This window comes from Dethiothermospora halolimnae (assembly GCF_037577855.1).
Taxonomy (GTDB): domain Bacteria; phylum Bacillota; class Clostridia; order Tissierellales; family VENL01; genus Dethiothermospora; species Dethiothermospora halolimnae.
In genome coordinates, this window is sequence record NZ_JBAKFX010000011.1 from 67,529 (window position 1) to 83,873 (window position 16,345).

12 protein-coding genes are annotated in these 16,345 nt (G+C 31.9%); 5 read left to right on the top strand and 7 right to left on the bottom strand.

Annotated features, from left to right (window positions below):
- Window positions 1-315: 315 nt before the first annotated feature.
- Genes V6137_RS06790 through V6137_RS06805 form a run of 4 tightly spaced genes read left to right on the top strand, consistent with a single transcriptional unit; the run spans window position 316 to window position 4,379 of the window.
- Window positions 316-1,881 carry a spore germination protein gene (locus V6137_RS06790; RefSeq protein WP_425447141.1) on the top strand — a complete coding sequence of 522 codons (1,566 nt, stop codon included), beginning with the start codon at window positions 316-318 and terminating at the stop codon, window positions 1,879-1,881.
- Entirely contained in the window at window positions 1,878-2,975 is a 1,098-nt protein-coding gene (locus V6137_RS06795) for a GerAB/ArcD/ProY family transporter (RefSeq protein WP_425447142.1), read from the top strand. The genes V6137_RS06790 and V6137_RS06795 overlap by 4 nt, the downstream gene beginning before the upstream one ends.
- Window positions 2,972-4,210: a Ger(x)C family spore germination protein gene (locus tag V6137_RS06800; RefSeq protein WP_425447143.1), complete on the top strand. Its 1,239-nt coding sequence runs from the start codon at window positions 2,972-2,974 to the stop codon at window positions 4,208-4,210. The genes V6137_RS06795 and V6137_RS06800 overlap by 4 nt, the downstream gene beginning before the upstream one ends.
- Before the next feature lie 4 nt (window positions 4,211-4,214).
- Window positions 4,215-4,379, top strand: a complete 165-nt coding sequence (locus tag V6137_RS06805; protein WP_425447144.1) for a hypothetical protein — start codon at window positions 4,215-4,217, stop codon at window positions 4,377-4,379.
- A gap of 166 nt (window positions 4,380-4,545) precedes the next feature.
- Here V6137_RS06805 and V6137_RS06810 read toward each other — a convergent pair whose 3' ends face one another.
- Window positions 4,546-6,234, bottom strand: a complete 1,689-nt coding sequence (locus tag V6137_RS06810; protein ID WP_425447145.1) for a methyl-accepting chemotaxis protein — start codon at window positions 6,232-6,234, stop codon at window positions 4,546-4,548.
- Between the two features lie 303 nt (window positions 6,235-6,537).
- Here V6137_RS06810 and cooS point away from each other — a divergent pair, with 303 nt between their 5' ends.
- Entirely contained in the window at window positions 6,538-8,670 is a 2,133-nt protein-coding gene (gene cooS / locus V6137_RS06815) for an anaerobic carbon-monoxide dehydrogenase catalytic subunit (protein ID WP_425447146.1), read from the top strand.
- Between the two features lie 194 nt (window positions 8,671-8,864).
- On the opposite strand, the gene V6137_RS06820 is transcribed toward cooS, so the two are convergent.
- The 6 genes from V6137_RS06820 to V6137_RS06845 form a co-directional block, all read right to left on the bottom strand.
- Window positions 8,865-9,755, bottom strand: a complete 891-nt coding sequence (locus V6137_RS06820; RefSeq protein WP_425447147.1) for a M15 family metallopeptidase — start codon at window positions 9,753-9,755, stop codon at window positions 8,865-8,867.
- Window positions 9,756-10,034: 279 nt separating this feature from the next.
- Window positions 10,035-10,784, bottom strand: coding sequence for a DUF421 domain-containing protein (locus tag V6137_RS06825; RefSeq protein WP_425447148.1), 750 nt, complete (start codon window positions 10,782-10,784; stop codon window positions 10,035-10,037).
- A 256-nt stretch (window positions 10,785-11,040) separates the two neighbouring features.
- Complete coding sequence (locus V6137_RS06830) at window positions 11,041-11,643, bottom strand: regulatory protein RecX (RefSeq protein WP_425447149.1); 603 nt, start codon at window positions 11,641-11,643, stop codon at window positions 11,041-11,043.
- A 22-nt stretch (window positions 11,644-11,665) separates the two neighbouring features.
- The gene (locus V6137_RS06835; protein ID WP_425447150.1) at window positions 11,666-11,857 is read right to left on the bottom strand and encodes a hypothetical protein; all 192 of its coding nucleotides are present in this window, start codon (window positions 11,855-11,857) and stop codon (window positions 11,666-11,668) included.
- Between the two features lie 185 nt (window positions 11,858-12,042).
- A complete protein-coding gene (locus V6137_RS06840; RefSeq protein WP_425447151.1) occupies window positions 12,043-13,860 on the bottom strand; it encodes an ABC transporter ATP-binding protein in 1,818 nt (605 codons plus the stop codon).
- Window positions 13,861-13,878: 18 nt separating this feature from the next.
- A complete protein-coding gene (locus V6137_RS06845) occupies window positions 13,879-15,678 on the bottom strand; it encodes an ABC transporter ATP-binding protein (protein WP_425447152.1) in 1,800 nt (599 codons plus the stop codon).
- Between the last annotated feature and the right edge of the window lie 667 nt (window positions 15,679-16,345).

Sequence of the window (16,345 nt, forward strand, 5' to 3'; positions counted from 1 at the left end):
TTCAAAAAATCACCCCATTAACAATCATTATTTGTACCAATTAGTATACAACCCCAAAAAACATTTATACTAAAACTCTATCTTTTATCTTTTAATCTTTATGTTTTTTATGCTTTTATGTTTTTAATCTTTTAACTATTAACTATTAACTGTTAACTATCATCCCCCTCTTCTTACGACGGAAGGACTGGACATGTCCAGTGCCTACAAAAAGATTGTAATTGTAAATAGTTAACTATTTTGTAATATTCCCAATGCATAATAACACCTTTACATCAAATAATAAAACATTATAAGGGAAATGGAGGTATTTATATGGGAAAGCTTTTTTCATTTTTTAATAAATCTAAGAAAAAAATAAGAGCTGGAAGCCAGAGAAAAGAGAAAATATCTGAAGGAAAACCTCTATATAAAAATCTAGATAAAAACCTTAAGGAAATTAAGAATATATTTTCCTATGATAATAATAAAGACTTTATTATCCGTGATATATACATAAAATCCCTAGAAAAAAAAGGGGTTATTATGTATATGGCTGGAATGGTTGGTATTGACAAAATAGAAAAACAAATAATTAAACCCCTTTTGACTGAAGATATAGTAAACGACACTAATAAAACCCCTAAAGACATTACAAAAAAAATATTACAAACTGCAAGCGCCACTGAAATTTATAATTTTAAAGAAGTAATAAGATATATACTGGCCGATAATACCTTACTTTTAATAGATGGCTATAATAAAGCCATATCAATAAATACAGCTGGACAAAATCATAGAGCAATAGAACAGCCTCAAATGGAAACGGTTATAAAGGGTCCTAAAGAAGCATTTATAGAATCTGAAGAAATCAATCGATCATTAATTAGAAAAAGACTTAGAAATGAAAAACTTATTACTGAAGATGTTACTGTTGGAGAAAGAACATTGACCCAAGTTTCCATGATGTATATTAAAGATATAGCTAACCCTAACTTAGTTAAAGAAGTAAAAAAAAGGTTATTAGAAATCCAATCAGATACGGTACAAAATCTAGGCATATTAGAACAACATATTGAAGAAAGGCCATATTCACTGGTTCCAACTGTTCTGTATACTGAACGTCCTGACCGGGCAGCAGCTTTTTTAAATGAAGGTCATGTAGTACTTATAGATAACTCTGCCGCATGTCTAATAGTACCTGTAACATTTTGGAGCTTTTTTCATACTGCTGAGGATATGTATGAAAGATGGGCATATGGTAACTTTATTAGGATAATTAGAGTGATTGCTTTTTGGGTAGCCCTCTTAACCCCTGCAGTATATGTTGCTGTAACTAATTTTCATCATGAAACACTACCGGCAGATTTACTTCTTGCCCTTGCAGCAACAAGGGAAATAGTACCTTTTCCTGTAATAATAGAGGTTCTAATAATGGAAATCTCCTTTGAATTAGTTAGGGAAGGTGGTATCCGTGTACCTACAACCATAGGTCCCACCATCGGTATAGTGGGCGCACTTATATTAGGTCAAGCAGCAGTTGAAGCCAGTATAGTGAGTCCCATATTAGTCATAGTAGTAGGAATAACAGGGATATCCTCATTTGTAATTCCAGAAACCAGTACAAATTTTATGGTTAGAATGTCTCGATTTCTATTTCTAGCCTTTGCAGTATCCTTTGGTTTTTTTGGGATATCAGTATTTTTAACTGTTTATATTTCCTATTTATGTTCTATTAAGTCCTTTGGAGTATCCTTTTTTTCACCGGTTGTGCCCCATTACAGATCATCAAAGGATACTATTATGCGTCCACCTATATGGAAACAATGGTTACGCCCTTTTAATATAAGACCTCAGGATGTAACTAGAAAAAAACAGCCCAATGGGAGGTCTAATCAGTGATAAAACAAACTAACGGAAAAATAGGACTTAGAGAGCTAATATCTCTATCATGTATAACAATAGGTTTTAAGATTACAGATATGACAGCTACAATAATTTTTCAAGATAATAAGAACGCAGGGTGGATAGTACCTATTATTTCTATTATATTAATAATAGGACCTTTATTTCTCTTAGTCTCCCTATTAAAAAAGTATAAAGATAAAAATCTAGTAGATTTAATTTATACAATAATGGGTAAATATTTAGGGTTTATTATATGCTTCTTATTATTCGTTGTATTGTTTATATCAACAGCTGCAAATAGTAGAAACTATATTGATATAATGAATACAATGTTTTTAACCGATACCCCTGTAATAGTCCTTTATGTATTAGGATTTCTTGGTTCCTATTTCATAGCAAATAGAGGCTTTGAAAATATTGCAAGAACCAGTTGGTTTTTCTTTATAGTAATAAAAGTATCATTTTTATTGGTTATAGTATTTTCTCTAACTGATATTAATCTAGATTTTTTATATCCACTACAGGGCCCAGGTATAAAAAAACTTATCCATAGTGGAGTAAGAAATACTTCCATATTTGCTGAATTATTTATAATAACAGTGTTTTATCCCTATTTAAGAAGTCATCGTGACTTAAAACTTGGAAACACCATAAGTATGGGTATAGCTATAACTGAATTAACTTTATTTTATATAATATATATTTCCGTATTTGACTATCCCCCTATTAGTGATGTAGCATTTCCATTTCATCAATTAACAATGTTTATAAGTACCGAACGTTTCTTTACAGGATTAGAAGCCTTTTTTATTCCATTTTGGGTTATCGGAGCTACCATTAGATATGCCTTTTATTTGTATGCAACCACTGTCCTTTTTGGTTATACAATGAAAATAAAGGAGTTTGAACCATTGTTATTGCCCTTTACCGCTCTTATAATAATGGTAGGTATGATATTTGAAAACCCAGTTGAAACCATTCTGTTTTTTAAAAAATATATAATAATGCAAAATTCTTGGCTATTTCTTATATTATTACCAGTAGCATTATGGATAATAGATAAGGTTAAAGGAGATAAAAAAAAATGAAACATATAAAACCTATCATATTGTTAATAATTATACTGTCATTAACAGGTTGTTGGGATAAAAAGGAATTAGAAGAACAGGCCTTTGTTATAGCCATTGGTCTAGATACCCTCGATGGTGATGGTATCTCCATTACATATCAAATTGCCAATCCCCAAAGCGGTGGTGGTGGAACAATAGGCCAAAGTGACAAAGAAAAACCCTTTGAAGTTATAACAGTAAAGGCTCCTGGTCCCATGGCTGGTAAGGATATGGCCAATGCATCTATTACTAGGGAGATTACCTTTTCCCACACCCAAGTATTAGTTGTAAGTGAGAAGTTAGCTAAAAAGGATAAGGCCTTTTCTATACTTGATGCCATGGTAAGGGATAGACAGGTAAGAAGAAATACAACTATCATAGTCTCTAAAGAAAAAGCATCGGAGTTTATAAATCTAACTAACTCTCCATTGGAAACTAGACCCCATAAATACTATAGCCTTATATCCCAACGATGGAGGGACACAGCCTTTGTAGGTTACTCAAATATAAATGATTTTATAGTAAAAACAGAGGGAGATGCAGGCTTATATCTAAGTGTATATGGTACAACTATCAATGTTAGTGATAAAAATAAAAACAATGAAGACCAATATTTGGCAGGTGAAATACCTAGAGAAGGGGGAGGAACTGGTGAATTAATTGGCTCAGCTGTGTTTAAAGAGGGGAAAATGATCGGTACTTTAACTGGGGAAGAGACCAGAATTTCATTAATCCTCCAACCAAACTATAGAATGGAAAAGATTATTACAACCTACGATGACCCTTTAAATGATAAGTATAAAATAACAACTAGAGTAGGAAAGTATGAAGATACTATTATAGATATAAATGTAGATTCTTCTACTCCAATTATTAATGTAAAGGTACCATTAATATTCGATATATTAGCTATCCCCAGTGGAATAGATTATATAGAAGATTTAGATAAACAAAAGCTACTTATTTCCTCAATAGAAAAAACTCTAAATAAAAAAACAAAGAAATTAATTAAAATGACCCAAGAGAAATTTAATGGAGAACCCTTTGGCTGGTCAATAGAAGTTAGAAAGAAATTTAGTACTTGGGATGAATATACAAAATATAATTGGATGAAAAATTATCCTCAGGCTGACATTACAGTCAATTATGACATAATATTAAGGGGAATAGGAAAAGAATTATCCCCAGCAAATATTGATAAAATAAAGGATTGATAATATGTTGCAATGGTTATTTATGATAATACCGTTATATATAACATACTATACGTTAATATATGCTAAAATGATTTGGTTAAAAGAAAAAAATAAAACAGCATCGATTGTTATAATAATTTTAGCCATTAGTATTACTGTACTTCCCGTATGGTTGAAGTTACAATGATAATGAAAAGTAGCAGGAGGATTGGTAGTTCCCCTGCTACTAATTCACATTATTATACCGGGGAATGAATTCCCCTCTACATGATCAAAATTTATTTTACGAACAAAGTGAGTAAAATCACCTTTAACTGTCAATTATCAATTGTCAACTGTCAATTTTTCCAAGTTTAATTTGTTTCAAACTTCTTAATCGTATCTTCTAACTCCTTAGATAATTCTTTAAGCCCAGACATTGTTGTGCCTATATTTTTTATTTGCTCAAATTGACTATCAGTTAAATCGCTTACTTGTTGGGCACTGGCTGCTGTTTCTTCCCCTGTGGCTGAAATACTTTCTATCATTGATAATGTAGAGTCAGAATTATCTGCTATTCTACTTATCTTTTCTGTAACAACCTCTATATTATCCACCATTTCTTTAGTTAATTTCTCTATATTATTAAATGTTCTTTCCGTACTACCTACTATCTTACTTTGTTTATCAAGTACCCTATTTGTATCATCTACATTCTGCACTATATCATCTATCTCTTCTTGAACTTTTCCTATTACTTCTGATATGGCATCGGTTTGCTCAGAAGTCTGTTGAGACAGCTTTCTTATCTCCTCAGCAACAACTGAAAAGCCCTTACCATATTCTCCAGCCCTAGCCGATTCTATGGCGGCATTTAATGCTAACATATTAGTTTGTTCTGAAATAGACCTTATAACCTCTGTAACATCGGTTATCTTCAAAGATTGTTCCTTTAATAAATGTACATTTTTAGATACCATACTAAAGTTATTTTCAGTTTCATTAGATTTTTCCGATAGTGCCTTTGTTATATTAGAACTCTTTTTAATATGCTTAGTTAGATTATCGGTTATCTCTTTCATTCTCTTAGCCGATTCATTTGTATCTATAGTAGAATCTGATATGTCCTTTACTGACATGGTTCCTCCTTCTATTTCTTGGGCCAATGAATTACTTGCAGATGCTATTTCTTCTATAGATTGAGCAACTCTATCAGAATTTGCAACTGTTTCATTAACCCCATTGGTTACACTATATATTGAATCATCTAATTTTTTAGCACTTTTCTTTACTCTATTAGTTAAAGTTCTTAGACTATCCACCATTGAATTAAACCCTCTAGCCATTATACTTATTTCATCCTTTGTATTAACCTCAATATGGTCTATATCTAAATTACCCTGTTCTACCTCTTCCATTGCATTAGATATCTTGCTAATTGATTTTGTGTATTTTTTAGAAATATAATAAACAACTATTGATGATATTATTAATATAGCTAGTCCTACTCCTCCTAGAATCAATAATCCATTATCCCTAGCAGCAGTAAAGTCTCTATATTCCCCACTTAACACTATAAACATATCCCAAGGTTCATAATATGTATAGTAAGAAAACTTCTCTTCTCCATTCCACTTATAATCTGTTTGCCTTACTTTTACACTTCCATAACTATTATTTTCAAAATATTCTTTATCTGATATTATATCTTGTACAAATTTTTCATCTCCCATATTCTGTCCTATCAATTCATCATTTGGATGAAATATAACTTGTCCTTCTGTTCCTAGGGCATATCCATATCCATTATCTCCTACAATCCTAGATATAATATATTTGGCAAATGCCTCTCTCCCCTGTTCACTAGTTGTAGAATTATCTTTTAAGCCCTGGGCCACATCCCAAGCACAAACTACTCTTTGATTCAATTGTTGAGATAATATATCATTTGACTCACCTACTATTGTTGTATAGCTAGGTATAGCAACACTTAATAAAGTAATTAGTATTATTACTATAAAAAATATTGTTATTTTACTACTTAGTTTACTTATATGCTTCATATACTTGTCTCCTTTCTACTTATTAATCTAACAACCTACTATTTACCCTCAAAATTATGTATATAAACATAGCAAAATTTAGTTTTTATTGTATATATAGTATCTTTTTTTGAAATAATAAAGTAAACGGTAAGCTGGGGGATTACGAATCCCCCAGCAACTATATATTAGAACTTCTAAATCCTAAGCAACTATATGCTAGAATTTCTAAATCCTAAGCAACTATATGTTAGAATTTCTAAATCCTAAACAGCTATATATTAAAACTCAAAATTCATTAATGACCAAAAAGGAGGTTTTTTTATGTCCGATAAAGATATTAAAAATTCTTATAAAAAAAGTGCTGAAAGAATGAGGGGGGATAATAAAACTTTAGGGTCACAACTTAAATCAGAGGATTTTAATGACCCTGAGTTACATAAAGATTTACATGAATCTGTAGACTTTGATTATAACAGTATAGATAAGTCCCCTTCTATGGAAGAAGTCCATAAATGGCAAAGAGAGCATATAAAAAAAGATGACCAATCTAAGGATGGCTATCCCTTAAATATTATTATAGACCCTGCCATGCGGGAAATGTATCAAGCCGTTAATAAAGAGGGTATGACAAATGTTTTCGATAGATTCTCAGAACAACAACCTATTCAATGTAAATTTTGTGTTGAAGGATTATCATGTCAGTTATGTGCCAATGGTCCCTGTAGAATAAGTCCTAAAACCCCTAGGGGAGTTTGTGGTGTAGATGCCCATACTATGGTTGCACGAAATTTTGTATATAGACATGTTACAATAGGAACATCTGCTAATATATTCCATGCCCATCAGGCTGCAAGGACATTAAAAGCAGCTGGAGAGCACCCTGAAAGTGGCTTAAAAATAAGGGATCCGGAAAAATTAAAAAAATATGCCGATATGGCAGGTCTTGATGCTAATAAACCTATAAACCAATTAGCAATAGATTTTGCAGATTGGGTAATGAATGATATTCATAGCCCATATCACATAGAATCAAAGGCGGTAGAAGCCTTCGCTCCTACTAAACGTAAAGAATTATGGAGGAAATTAGGATTATTCCCCGGTGGAGGATATAGTGAAGTAGCCTATGCCCAAACGAGTTGTATGACTAACTTTAGATCAGACCCCGTTGAGTTTTTGTTAAATAGTGTACGTCAAGGTGTGGCAAATGAGTATCAAGGTTTATTCCTTTTAGACATAATTCAAGAAATATTAATGGGAACCCAAGAAATATCTATGAAACAACAAAATATGGGACTTCTTAAGGAAAATATGATTAATATAATTACAAACGGTCATATGCCCCTACTTGCCCATGTTGCTATAGATTTGGCATCCAGTGATGAATGGCAACAAAAGGCTAAAGAAGCAGGAGCAGATGGAATGCAAATCCTTGGTCATGTTTGTGAAGGTCAACAACTAATAAACTATGAAGGCACCCATGACCAGAAAAGTTATGGAGGTCAAGAAGGAGAATGGCTATCCCAAGAATATTTATTAGCAACTGGTGTAGTAGATTTATTTATGTTTGATTATAACTGTACTGTACCTACTATGCCCCTATATGCCAAAAAGTTTGGTACAAAGTTATTGAGTACCCACCCTGTTATTAAACTCCAAGGAACAGAAACACTAGACTTTGTTCCAGAAAAGATGGCAGAACAAGCTAAAAAAGCCTTGGATAAAGCTATAGAATCCTTTAAAAAGCGTAAAGAAAAAAATAAAAAAACCTATATTCCTCCCCATATTTCCGATGCTATGGTTGGTTTTAGTACAGAATCTGTAAAAAAAGCTTTAGGTGGCAGTTTTGATCCCCTTATTGAGCAAATAGCAAATGGTAATATTAGAGGTATAGCAACTATCGTAGGCTGTACTACTGCAAGATATGGTCAAGGTGGTAGCAATATCTTTAAAATAACTAAAGGTTTGATAGAAAATAATATATTGGTACTATCTGGAGGATGTACTTCAGCAGTAATGGAATATACTGGACTAACTAATCCTAAGGCTGCCGATGAAGCGGGAGAAGGACTAAAAGCTGTGTGTAAACAGCTTGGTATCCCACCTGTACTTACTTATGGTGCCTGCGTTGATATAGGTAAAATGACCCACACAGCAAAGGAATTGGCTGATGCCCTTAATGTTGATACAAACAAGTTACCATTAGTTATAGGTGCTCCAGAATATCTAGAACAAAAAGCTGTGGCGGATGCCTGCACCGCTGTTGCCCTTGGATGGCTTGTTCATGTAGCCCCCGTTCCTTCAATAACAGGTAGTGACCTAGTGGTTAAAACATTAACCGAAACCACAGAGACTTTAGGACTTGGAAAAGTAGTAGTAGAAATGGATGCAGAAAAAACCATAGAAATATATAAAGATCATATTGAGAAAAAACGTAAAGAATTGGGACTTCAATAGAGGAGAGTTGAGAATTGATAGAGGAGAGATAAAAGCTATGTCCTAGGACATAGCTTTCTGCTTTTTTAGTTGTTGGGGATTCGTAATCCTCCAACTGGGTTTTGCTTTTCATTTGTAATTTATAATTTAAAATTTATAATTTGTAATTTGTAATTCAAAGAATACTAAAAAATCATGTCTATAGACATGATTTTTTAGTATTCTTTGTAGTATTCTTCTAATGTTAAATTATTTTCATATATATCTTTAGCTACTTCTTTTCCCACATATCTTATATGCCATGGTTCATATTGATACCCCGTGATACCTTCTTTTCCTTTAGGATATCTAATTATAAAACCAAATCTATGGGCATTTTCTTTTAACCATTTACCTTCTACTACTTGTCCAAAATCTTCAGTTAGATTAAAACCAACACTTTGACTTGTTACATCCATAGCTAATCCAGTTTGATGTTCACTCTGTCCTGGCTTAGCACTAAATTTATTTGCAGCCTCTTCTCCATGTTGTTTGGTATAATAGTTAAATAGATTTTTTTGTCTATCATAGGAACGGTATCCCGATGTAGCAAACAAATGAATTGTTTCTTTATTAGCAGCATCAAATAGTTTTTCTAAAGCCTTTGCCGCCACTTCCCTCATTTGCTTTTTAGGGAGGTTTTCTTCAAATGGAAACCTAACATTTGGTATAATTAAATCCTTTGGAATATAATCAGATGATAATTCCCTTTCTTTATTGGCCAAAACTAGTACATCGTTGGGATCTTTTATAATCTTGTTTCCATTATTATCTATTTCCACTGTGTCTTTTAAAGATATTTTTTCCTCTTTCTTATCTTTATTATCACTATTGATACCTTTATTTCCAACTTTATCAATATCATCTTTTGGCTTGTCCAATTTATTATCAACTATATCAGAGACTTCATTGCTCTCTTCACTAGATACCTCTTGTGTTTTATCCTCAGAAACAACTCTATAGAAAGGTAAAGCAACCACTAAGACTATTCCACCTATTACTACAAACCTTCTTATAATTTTCCTTCTTTTTCTCCTTTTATATCTAGCATTTCTGTCATTATTCATTAACTTCACTCCCATAGTGACTATATTCTACAATATATACATTATAACACGATAACCCCCATTTTTAAAAGGAAAGAAACCTAGATATAAAGAATGAATAATAAAGAATAAAGAATAGATATGGTTATTTTACTCACTTCGTTCGTAAAATTTAATTATATAGGTTGGGGGATTGCGAATACCCCAACAACGAAATAGTACCTTCGACTTTGGTTGAAGGTACTATTATCCAATCAAAAAACAAAGTGGCCTCTGGCCACTTTGCACCTTATCTATTCTCTATTCTTTATTTATAGTTCTTTGTTCTCTATTCTTTTTTTCTTCAAGGTTTGTATTATCTTTTATATTATCATCAAACTTATCTACATAGAGTTTTCCATTTTCATCGATTGATGCATACATGACTTCTTCTATTCTTTTTACATTAAAACATTTTAATTGATTAATCAGTTCTTTACCTGTTAATTCTCTCTTCTCTAAATTCTGATAAATAATCTGTCCTCCAATAATTATCTCTGTTGATATCGAAGCCTGTTCCTTAGGGACTATCCCTATATCCCCTAAGGTTACTTCCCTTTTAGTCTCAGATTTTATTACACTTAATTTGCCATTTTTTTCAAGGATTCCATATTCCACATCTGAAGGTGAAAAGCAATCTTTTTCCCTTAACAGTTCATTAAATTCATCTATGCTATACTTCGCCCTCTTTAAATTAGCCTCCAATATCTTTCCATGTTGTATTACCAAAATAGGTTCTCCCGATATAATTTTTCTAAACTTTCTATTCTTAATTGATATGTAGGAAACAAGACCTGTTAAAACTCCAAATAATATTAAACCAATTAAGTGTTGATAGGTATGTTGATCTAAATCTGTAGCTAAAGTGGCCGCTATAGAGCCAAAGGTTATTCCATTTATATACTCATGTAGGGATAGCTGGGAAATCTGCTGTCTTCCTAAAAGTCTAGTAATAATAAGTATAGTAAAAAAGGCTAAAAAGGTTTGAAGTATTATTTCTAAAAATTTCATAATATATTAGTCACCTTATCCTTAATTTAATTGGCAGTTGACAATGGACAATTAAGGTAATTTTATTCACTTTGTTCATAAAATATTATATTACAAATCAGTTTTGGCTGATTTGTCCTCTACTGTCTACTGTCAATTATCCATTATAAATTGTATAATGCATCTTGTACTCTGTACCAACAAAGAAACACCGAAGGTGACTTTGTTATGTATATATTATTTTGCTACTTTTTAGAAATAATATACTTAATTATCTTTACATATCCAATACTTCTCTGATAACTTTACTTACTATATCATATTCAAATCCCTTATAAGCCAAATGTCTTCCTAGTTTTTGATAAACTTTTCTTTTATCAGTATCTTTTATTTTTTTTAATTTTTTCTTTGCCAAATATAAGGCATTTTCATATTCTTCTTCACTATCCAGTTCATCTTCTAAAGCATTATCTATTAAATCTTTATCTATCTTTTTCTTATATAAGTCTTGTTGTATTCTTTTTCTTCCGTATTTTTTAAACTTTTTCTTATCCCGTACTATGCTTTTTGCCATCTCATTATCATTTATCATCTTGTATTCCTTTAGCTTAGATATAACCCTATCAATAGTCTCCTCACTAAATTCCCTTTTAAATAGTTTATATCTAAGTTGCTTTTCACTTTGCATTGCCCTATTAAGTATACTATAAGCCTTGTTCTTAGCCTTTATGTAACTTTCTTCATCTACATCAGTATCTTTTCTAATATTAAGTTTATATATTATTTCTTTAAAGGTACCAATAAAAAATTCCCCATCTAAATATATATTAACCCTATTTTCGTTTTTCTTTTGTACTTCTATCTTAGTTACTTTAGCCATAAAAACCATCCTTAAAATCTATTTATAATCCTTCTATAAAGCTCCATACATATTGAAATAAATTAGTATAATTGTATAAATAATAAACTATAGCAGCTAATACCCCTACTTTAATAGCCAATACCAATGCTTCCTTCGCCAATTTTAATATTAATACAACAGCAATTATAACTATCACAATATCTAACGGTCCACCAACAATAGTAAAAGGCATAATAATTACTCCCCTCAACAAAATTTATCTATTATTATTATATTATATTATTAGCATAATGGGAAATATATAACCCCTTTTAGTCTAAGTCTAAGGTTAAGTCCAAGTAAATCAGAAAAGAATTTTGCCTATGGCAAAATTCTTTTACTAAGACTAAGACTTAAACTTATGCTTCAATTTAAACTCTATATAACTTTTTCCTTTTCTTCTTTAAACTGATTAGTATAAAGTCTATAATAGTATCCTTTGTTCTTTAATAATTCTTCATGTTTTCCTTCTTCTATTATTTTACCTTTTTTAAGAACTAATATACGATCAGCTGATACTATTGTCGATAATCTATGGGCTATAATAAAGCTGGTTCGTCCTTCTAGTACAGTGTCTATTGCCTCTTGAATTTTCCCTTCAGTTTCTGTATCTATTGAAGATGTAGCTTCATCTAGTACAAAAATAGATGGGTCTGATATTATAGCTCTTGCGAAGGAAATAAGTTGTTTTTCTCCTGTTGATAACCTACCTCCCCCTTCTCCAACTTCAGTATCATATCCATTTTCTAAATTTGAAATAAATTCGTGGGCATTAACCAATTTTGCTGCTCTTATTATATCTATTTCATTAGCATCTAAACTACCATATTCTATATTTTCCCTTATGGGGCCACTAAATAAGTGGGGACTTTGAAGAACATATCCAAGATTAGCATGGAGCCATCCCAATGAACGTTCTCTATAGTCTACTCCATCGATCAATATACGACCCTCTGTGGGCTCATAAAATCTACATGCTAGATTAACTATGGTACTTTTACCAGATCCAGTTTCACCCACTAAGGCTATTGTTTCCCCTGCTCTAATCTCTAAATTGAAGTTTTCTAAAACCTTCTCTCCACCTTTATATTCAAATGTAACATTTTCAAATTTAATATCTCCATTAATCTTAGGCCAATTTTCCCTTTTATGATTAAATACATCTCCATATATCCCAATAACCTCCTTAGTATCGGTTATTTCTGGTTCTGTTTCTATAAGAGATACCACTCTCTCTGCCGAGGCTTGAGCCGCTTGAAGTTCAGCAAGTATTCTCGCCAATTCCCTAACTGGCTCGAAAAATTGAGTTGTATAGTTTATAAATAAAACCAACGTACCATAACTAATGGTTTTTATTATTACACTATTTCCACCAAACCATAATGCCAATCCAGTCCCTATACTTCCGAGGGTTAATGCTATAGGTAGAAACAGTGATGAGAATACCGCAGCTCTAACAGATGATCTTCTCATTTTAGATGTTACTGATTGAAACTCATTTAAGTTCTCTTCTTCCCTTACCAGTGTTTTAGTAGTTTTAGCTCCACTTATACCTTCATTAAAGGAACCTGTTATCTGGGAATTTGTTTTTCTAACTTGTCTATAGGCTTTTAATATCTTTTTCTGGAAATATATACTTATAACCACCAAAACAGGTACCACCGATAGTGAGATCAATGCCAATTTAGGACTTTGATAAAACATTATTGCTGCTATCCCTATCATCATTGTAACTCCCCAAACCGAGTCCACTAGTCCCCATGATAAAATTTCACCTAATCGTCTTGTATCCGATGTCAGTCTAGCCATCATCCAACCTATTGGAGTCTTATCATAATATGAAAATGATAACTCCTGTAGCTTTTTAAATCCCTTTTTTCTAATATCATAGGGAAGTCCTGTTTCAACTTTTCCTGCCAGTGATATTAGTAAAAATACATTTACCGCTTGCACAACTATTAATACTACATAGATTAAAGCAAATTTCTTTAATCCAGTTATATCACCTGGAACAACAAAATTATCTATGGCATACTTAGTCATATATGGAAATAGTACGTCTATTCCCGCAACCCCTATCATTACAAATCCCAGGGCTATTAACTGCTTTCTATAGGGCTTTAGATACTTGATTAACTTTTTCCAAAGTCCAAAATCAATTTTTTTTGTATATTCTTTTTCTTTATATGCACTCAAGATGTCATCTCCCTTCCTTTAGACTATCTTATCCACTTCTTCTTCTAACGCATTTTGAATAGTCCAAACCCTTTTATATAAACCTTCTTTCGTTATTAACTCTTCGTGGGTTCCTTGCTGAACAAGTCTACCCTTATCCAATACAATTATCATATCTGCCTCTGATAGTGTTGATACACGATGGGATATAATAAAAGTAGTTACATTTTTATTTCTTTCCTTTAATGCTTTTCTTATTGCTGTATCTGTCTCTGTGTCTACTGCACTTAACGAGTCATCAAACACCAATATAGGATGGTCATTAACAAGAGTTCTAGCTATTGCAAGCCTTTGTTTTTGTCCTCCTGAAAGGGTAACTCCCTTTTCTCCCACTGCTGTATCATATCCCTTTTCAAAATCAACTATAACATCATGAACAGCTGCTATTCTAGCTGCTTCAAATACTTCTGCTTCCTTTACATTCTTCTTGGCTAGACCTATATTCTCTTTTATATTTTTAGAAAATAGGAACGGCTCTTGAAGAACTAATCCCACATTCTTACGTATCCACTTTTTATTAATGTCCCTTAGTTCTATTCCGTCAATCTTAATAGAACCCCTATTATAATCGTATAGCCTTGATAATAGGTGTACCAATGAAGATTTTCCTGAACCAGTTTGACCCATTATTGCAACTGTCTGTCCCTTCTTAACATCAAATGATATATTCTTTAATATGGGTTTATTTTCTTCATATTCAAAGTACACGTTTTTGAAGGAAATATCACCTTTTATATTTGGCTTTTTCTCCTCTTTTCTAGCTTCTTCTATAGATGTATCTAATATTTCACTAATACGCTCTAATGAAACTAGAGATTTACCCATATCTGATAATATTCTTCCCAATTGTCTAACAGGCCACAATAACATACCTTCATAGGATGTAAATAACACCAGTGTTCCAAGGGTTATAACCCCTGTAGATGCCCAATATGAGCCTACAACTAATACAGCTCCTATTTGTAATAGACATAAAAGGTCAGATAGTGACCAATAAAAAGCAAAATTTCTTATAACATTATAGACCAAGTCCCTATATTCAGAACTTTTATCTTCAAACTTATCTACCTCATATCTCTCCCTTGCAAAGGCCCTTACTACCCTCATGGCTGTTAAATTCTCTTGAAGTACAGTGGACATCTTCCCTTCAGCTTCATCAGCCAATTTAAATGAAGTTGTAATTTTATTGAAAAATATCACTGCAAAAACAAATATAATCGGTGTAAATGATATTGCTATAAATGCCAGCTTAACATTTAGTGAAAATATTATAGCCGATACTAACCCTATCATAAATATAGCTCTACCAATCTCAACAAATTGAATAGCTAAAAATCTCCTTATAGTATCTACATCTGACGTACAACGTTGAATTAAATCTCCAGTTTCCGCCTTTACATGATAATCATATGGAAGATGCTGTAGATGGTCATACAACTTTTCCCTCATATTTTTAGCTATTGACTCTGAAGCGACCGCTGACCATTTTCCCTTTAAAAACAAAAATATTCCTCTTAATATAGTTAACCCCACTAATGCAATGGTACATAACCATAATTTATCCATTAAAGACTCTTTACCACCTAAGTAAGTTATAATATCAAGTCCCCAATCAGGCAAATCAAAGGGTTTATCTCCTATAATAGAATCTATTGTAGTTCTTATCACTATAGGAATTAATATTGTAAAAAGTGTTGCAAGCCCAATGCTTAAAACAGCTCCTACATATATTAATCTATTTCCCTTCATAAAGTCCCATAATAATCTAATCTTCTTCAATGACATTACCTCCTTATTAGTCCCAATTACAAACAATAAATTTTAAACTAACCAGAATCCTCCCAATATTCGTAATTTTTCTTCAGTAACATTAACTTTTTAAATAATTTAACCATAATACTCCTCCTTTTAAATATAATAAAGAGCCATAGGCATACACCCATGGCTCCATAAAACATAAAATATGTATAAATCTATACTTACACATAAAAAGCCATAGGTAATAATACACATTACCTATGGCATATACACATAATAATACTACCAAAATTAAAGTTTTGTCACAGGTCGTGTATCTAAAATTTTATTGTTATAAAAGTTATTAAACATCACTTCATTAAAAATAAATAAAGTTTTCACAGCCACGACCTCCTTCTTGGTATTTTATTCTTCCTTAATAGTATATTGGAAATATAAATTTTTTGCAACTTTTTTTTCATTTTGTAATGATACTGTAATATTTGTTATACTATTAACTTAATATTATTTTCTATCCTTTCCATTATCTTTATCCTTCTTTTCTTTATCAGCACTGCTTTCCTCTATTGATTTTTCTTGCTCCTTTTTTTCTTCTAGAAGAACTGGTTTTTATAACTAGAGATATGAGAACCGCTCTTTATAGTGGAGTTGAAGGTGTAGGAATAAGATTGTTTGATATAGGTATAAA

Excerpts from the sequence above, each read along its gene's own strand:
- V6137_RS06820 (WP_425447147.1), bottom strand. The coding sequence starts at position 9,755 with ATGAATAATGACAGAAATGCTAGATATAAAAGGAGAAAAAGAAGGAAA.
- V6137_RS06800 (WP_425447143.1), top strand. The coding sequence starts at position 2,972 with ATGAAACATATAAAACCTATCATATTGTTAATAATTATACTGTCATTA.
- cooS (WP_425447146.1), top strand. The coding sequence starts at position 6,538 with ATGTCCGATAAAGATATTAAAAATTCTTATAAAAAAAGTGCTGAAAGA.
- V6137_RS06805 (WP_425447144.1), top strand. The coding sequence starts at position 4,215 with ATGTTGCAATGGTTATTTATGATAATACCGTTATATATAACATACTAT.
- V6137_RS06825 (WP_425447148.1), bottom strand. The coding sequence starts at position 10,784 with ATGAAATTTTTAGAAATAATACTTCAAACCTTTTTAGCCTTTTTTACT.
- V6137_RS06790 (WP_425447141.1), top strand. The coding sequence starts at position 316 with ATGGGAAAGCTTTTTTCATTTTTTAATAAATCTAAGAAAAAAATAAGA.
- V6137_RS06835 (WP_425447150.1), bottom strand. The coding sequence starts at position 11,857 with ATGCCTTTTACTATTGTTGGTGGACCGTTAGATATTGTGATAGTTATA.
- V6137_RS06810 (WP_425447145.1), bottom strand. The coding sequence starts at position 6,234 with ATGAAGCATATAAGTAAACTAAGTAGTAAAATAACAATATTTTTTATA.
- V6137_RS06830 (WP_425447149.1), bottom strand. The coding sequence starts at position 11,643 with ATGGCTAAAGTAACTAAGATAGAAGTACAAAAGAAAAACGAAAATAGG.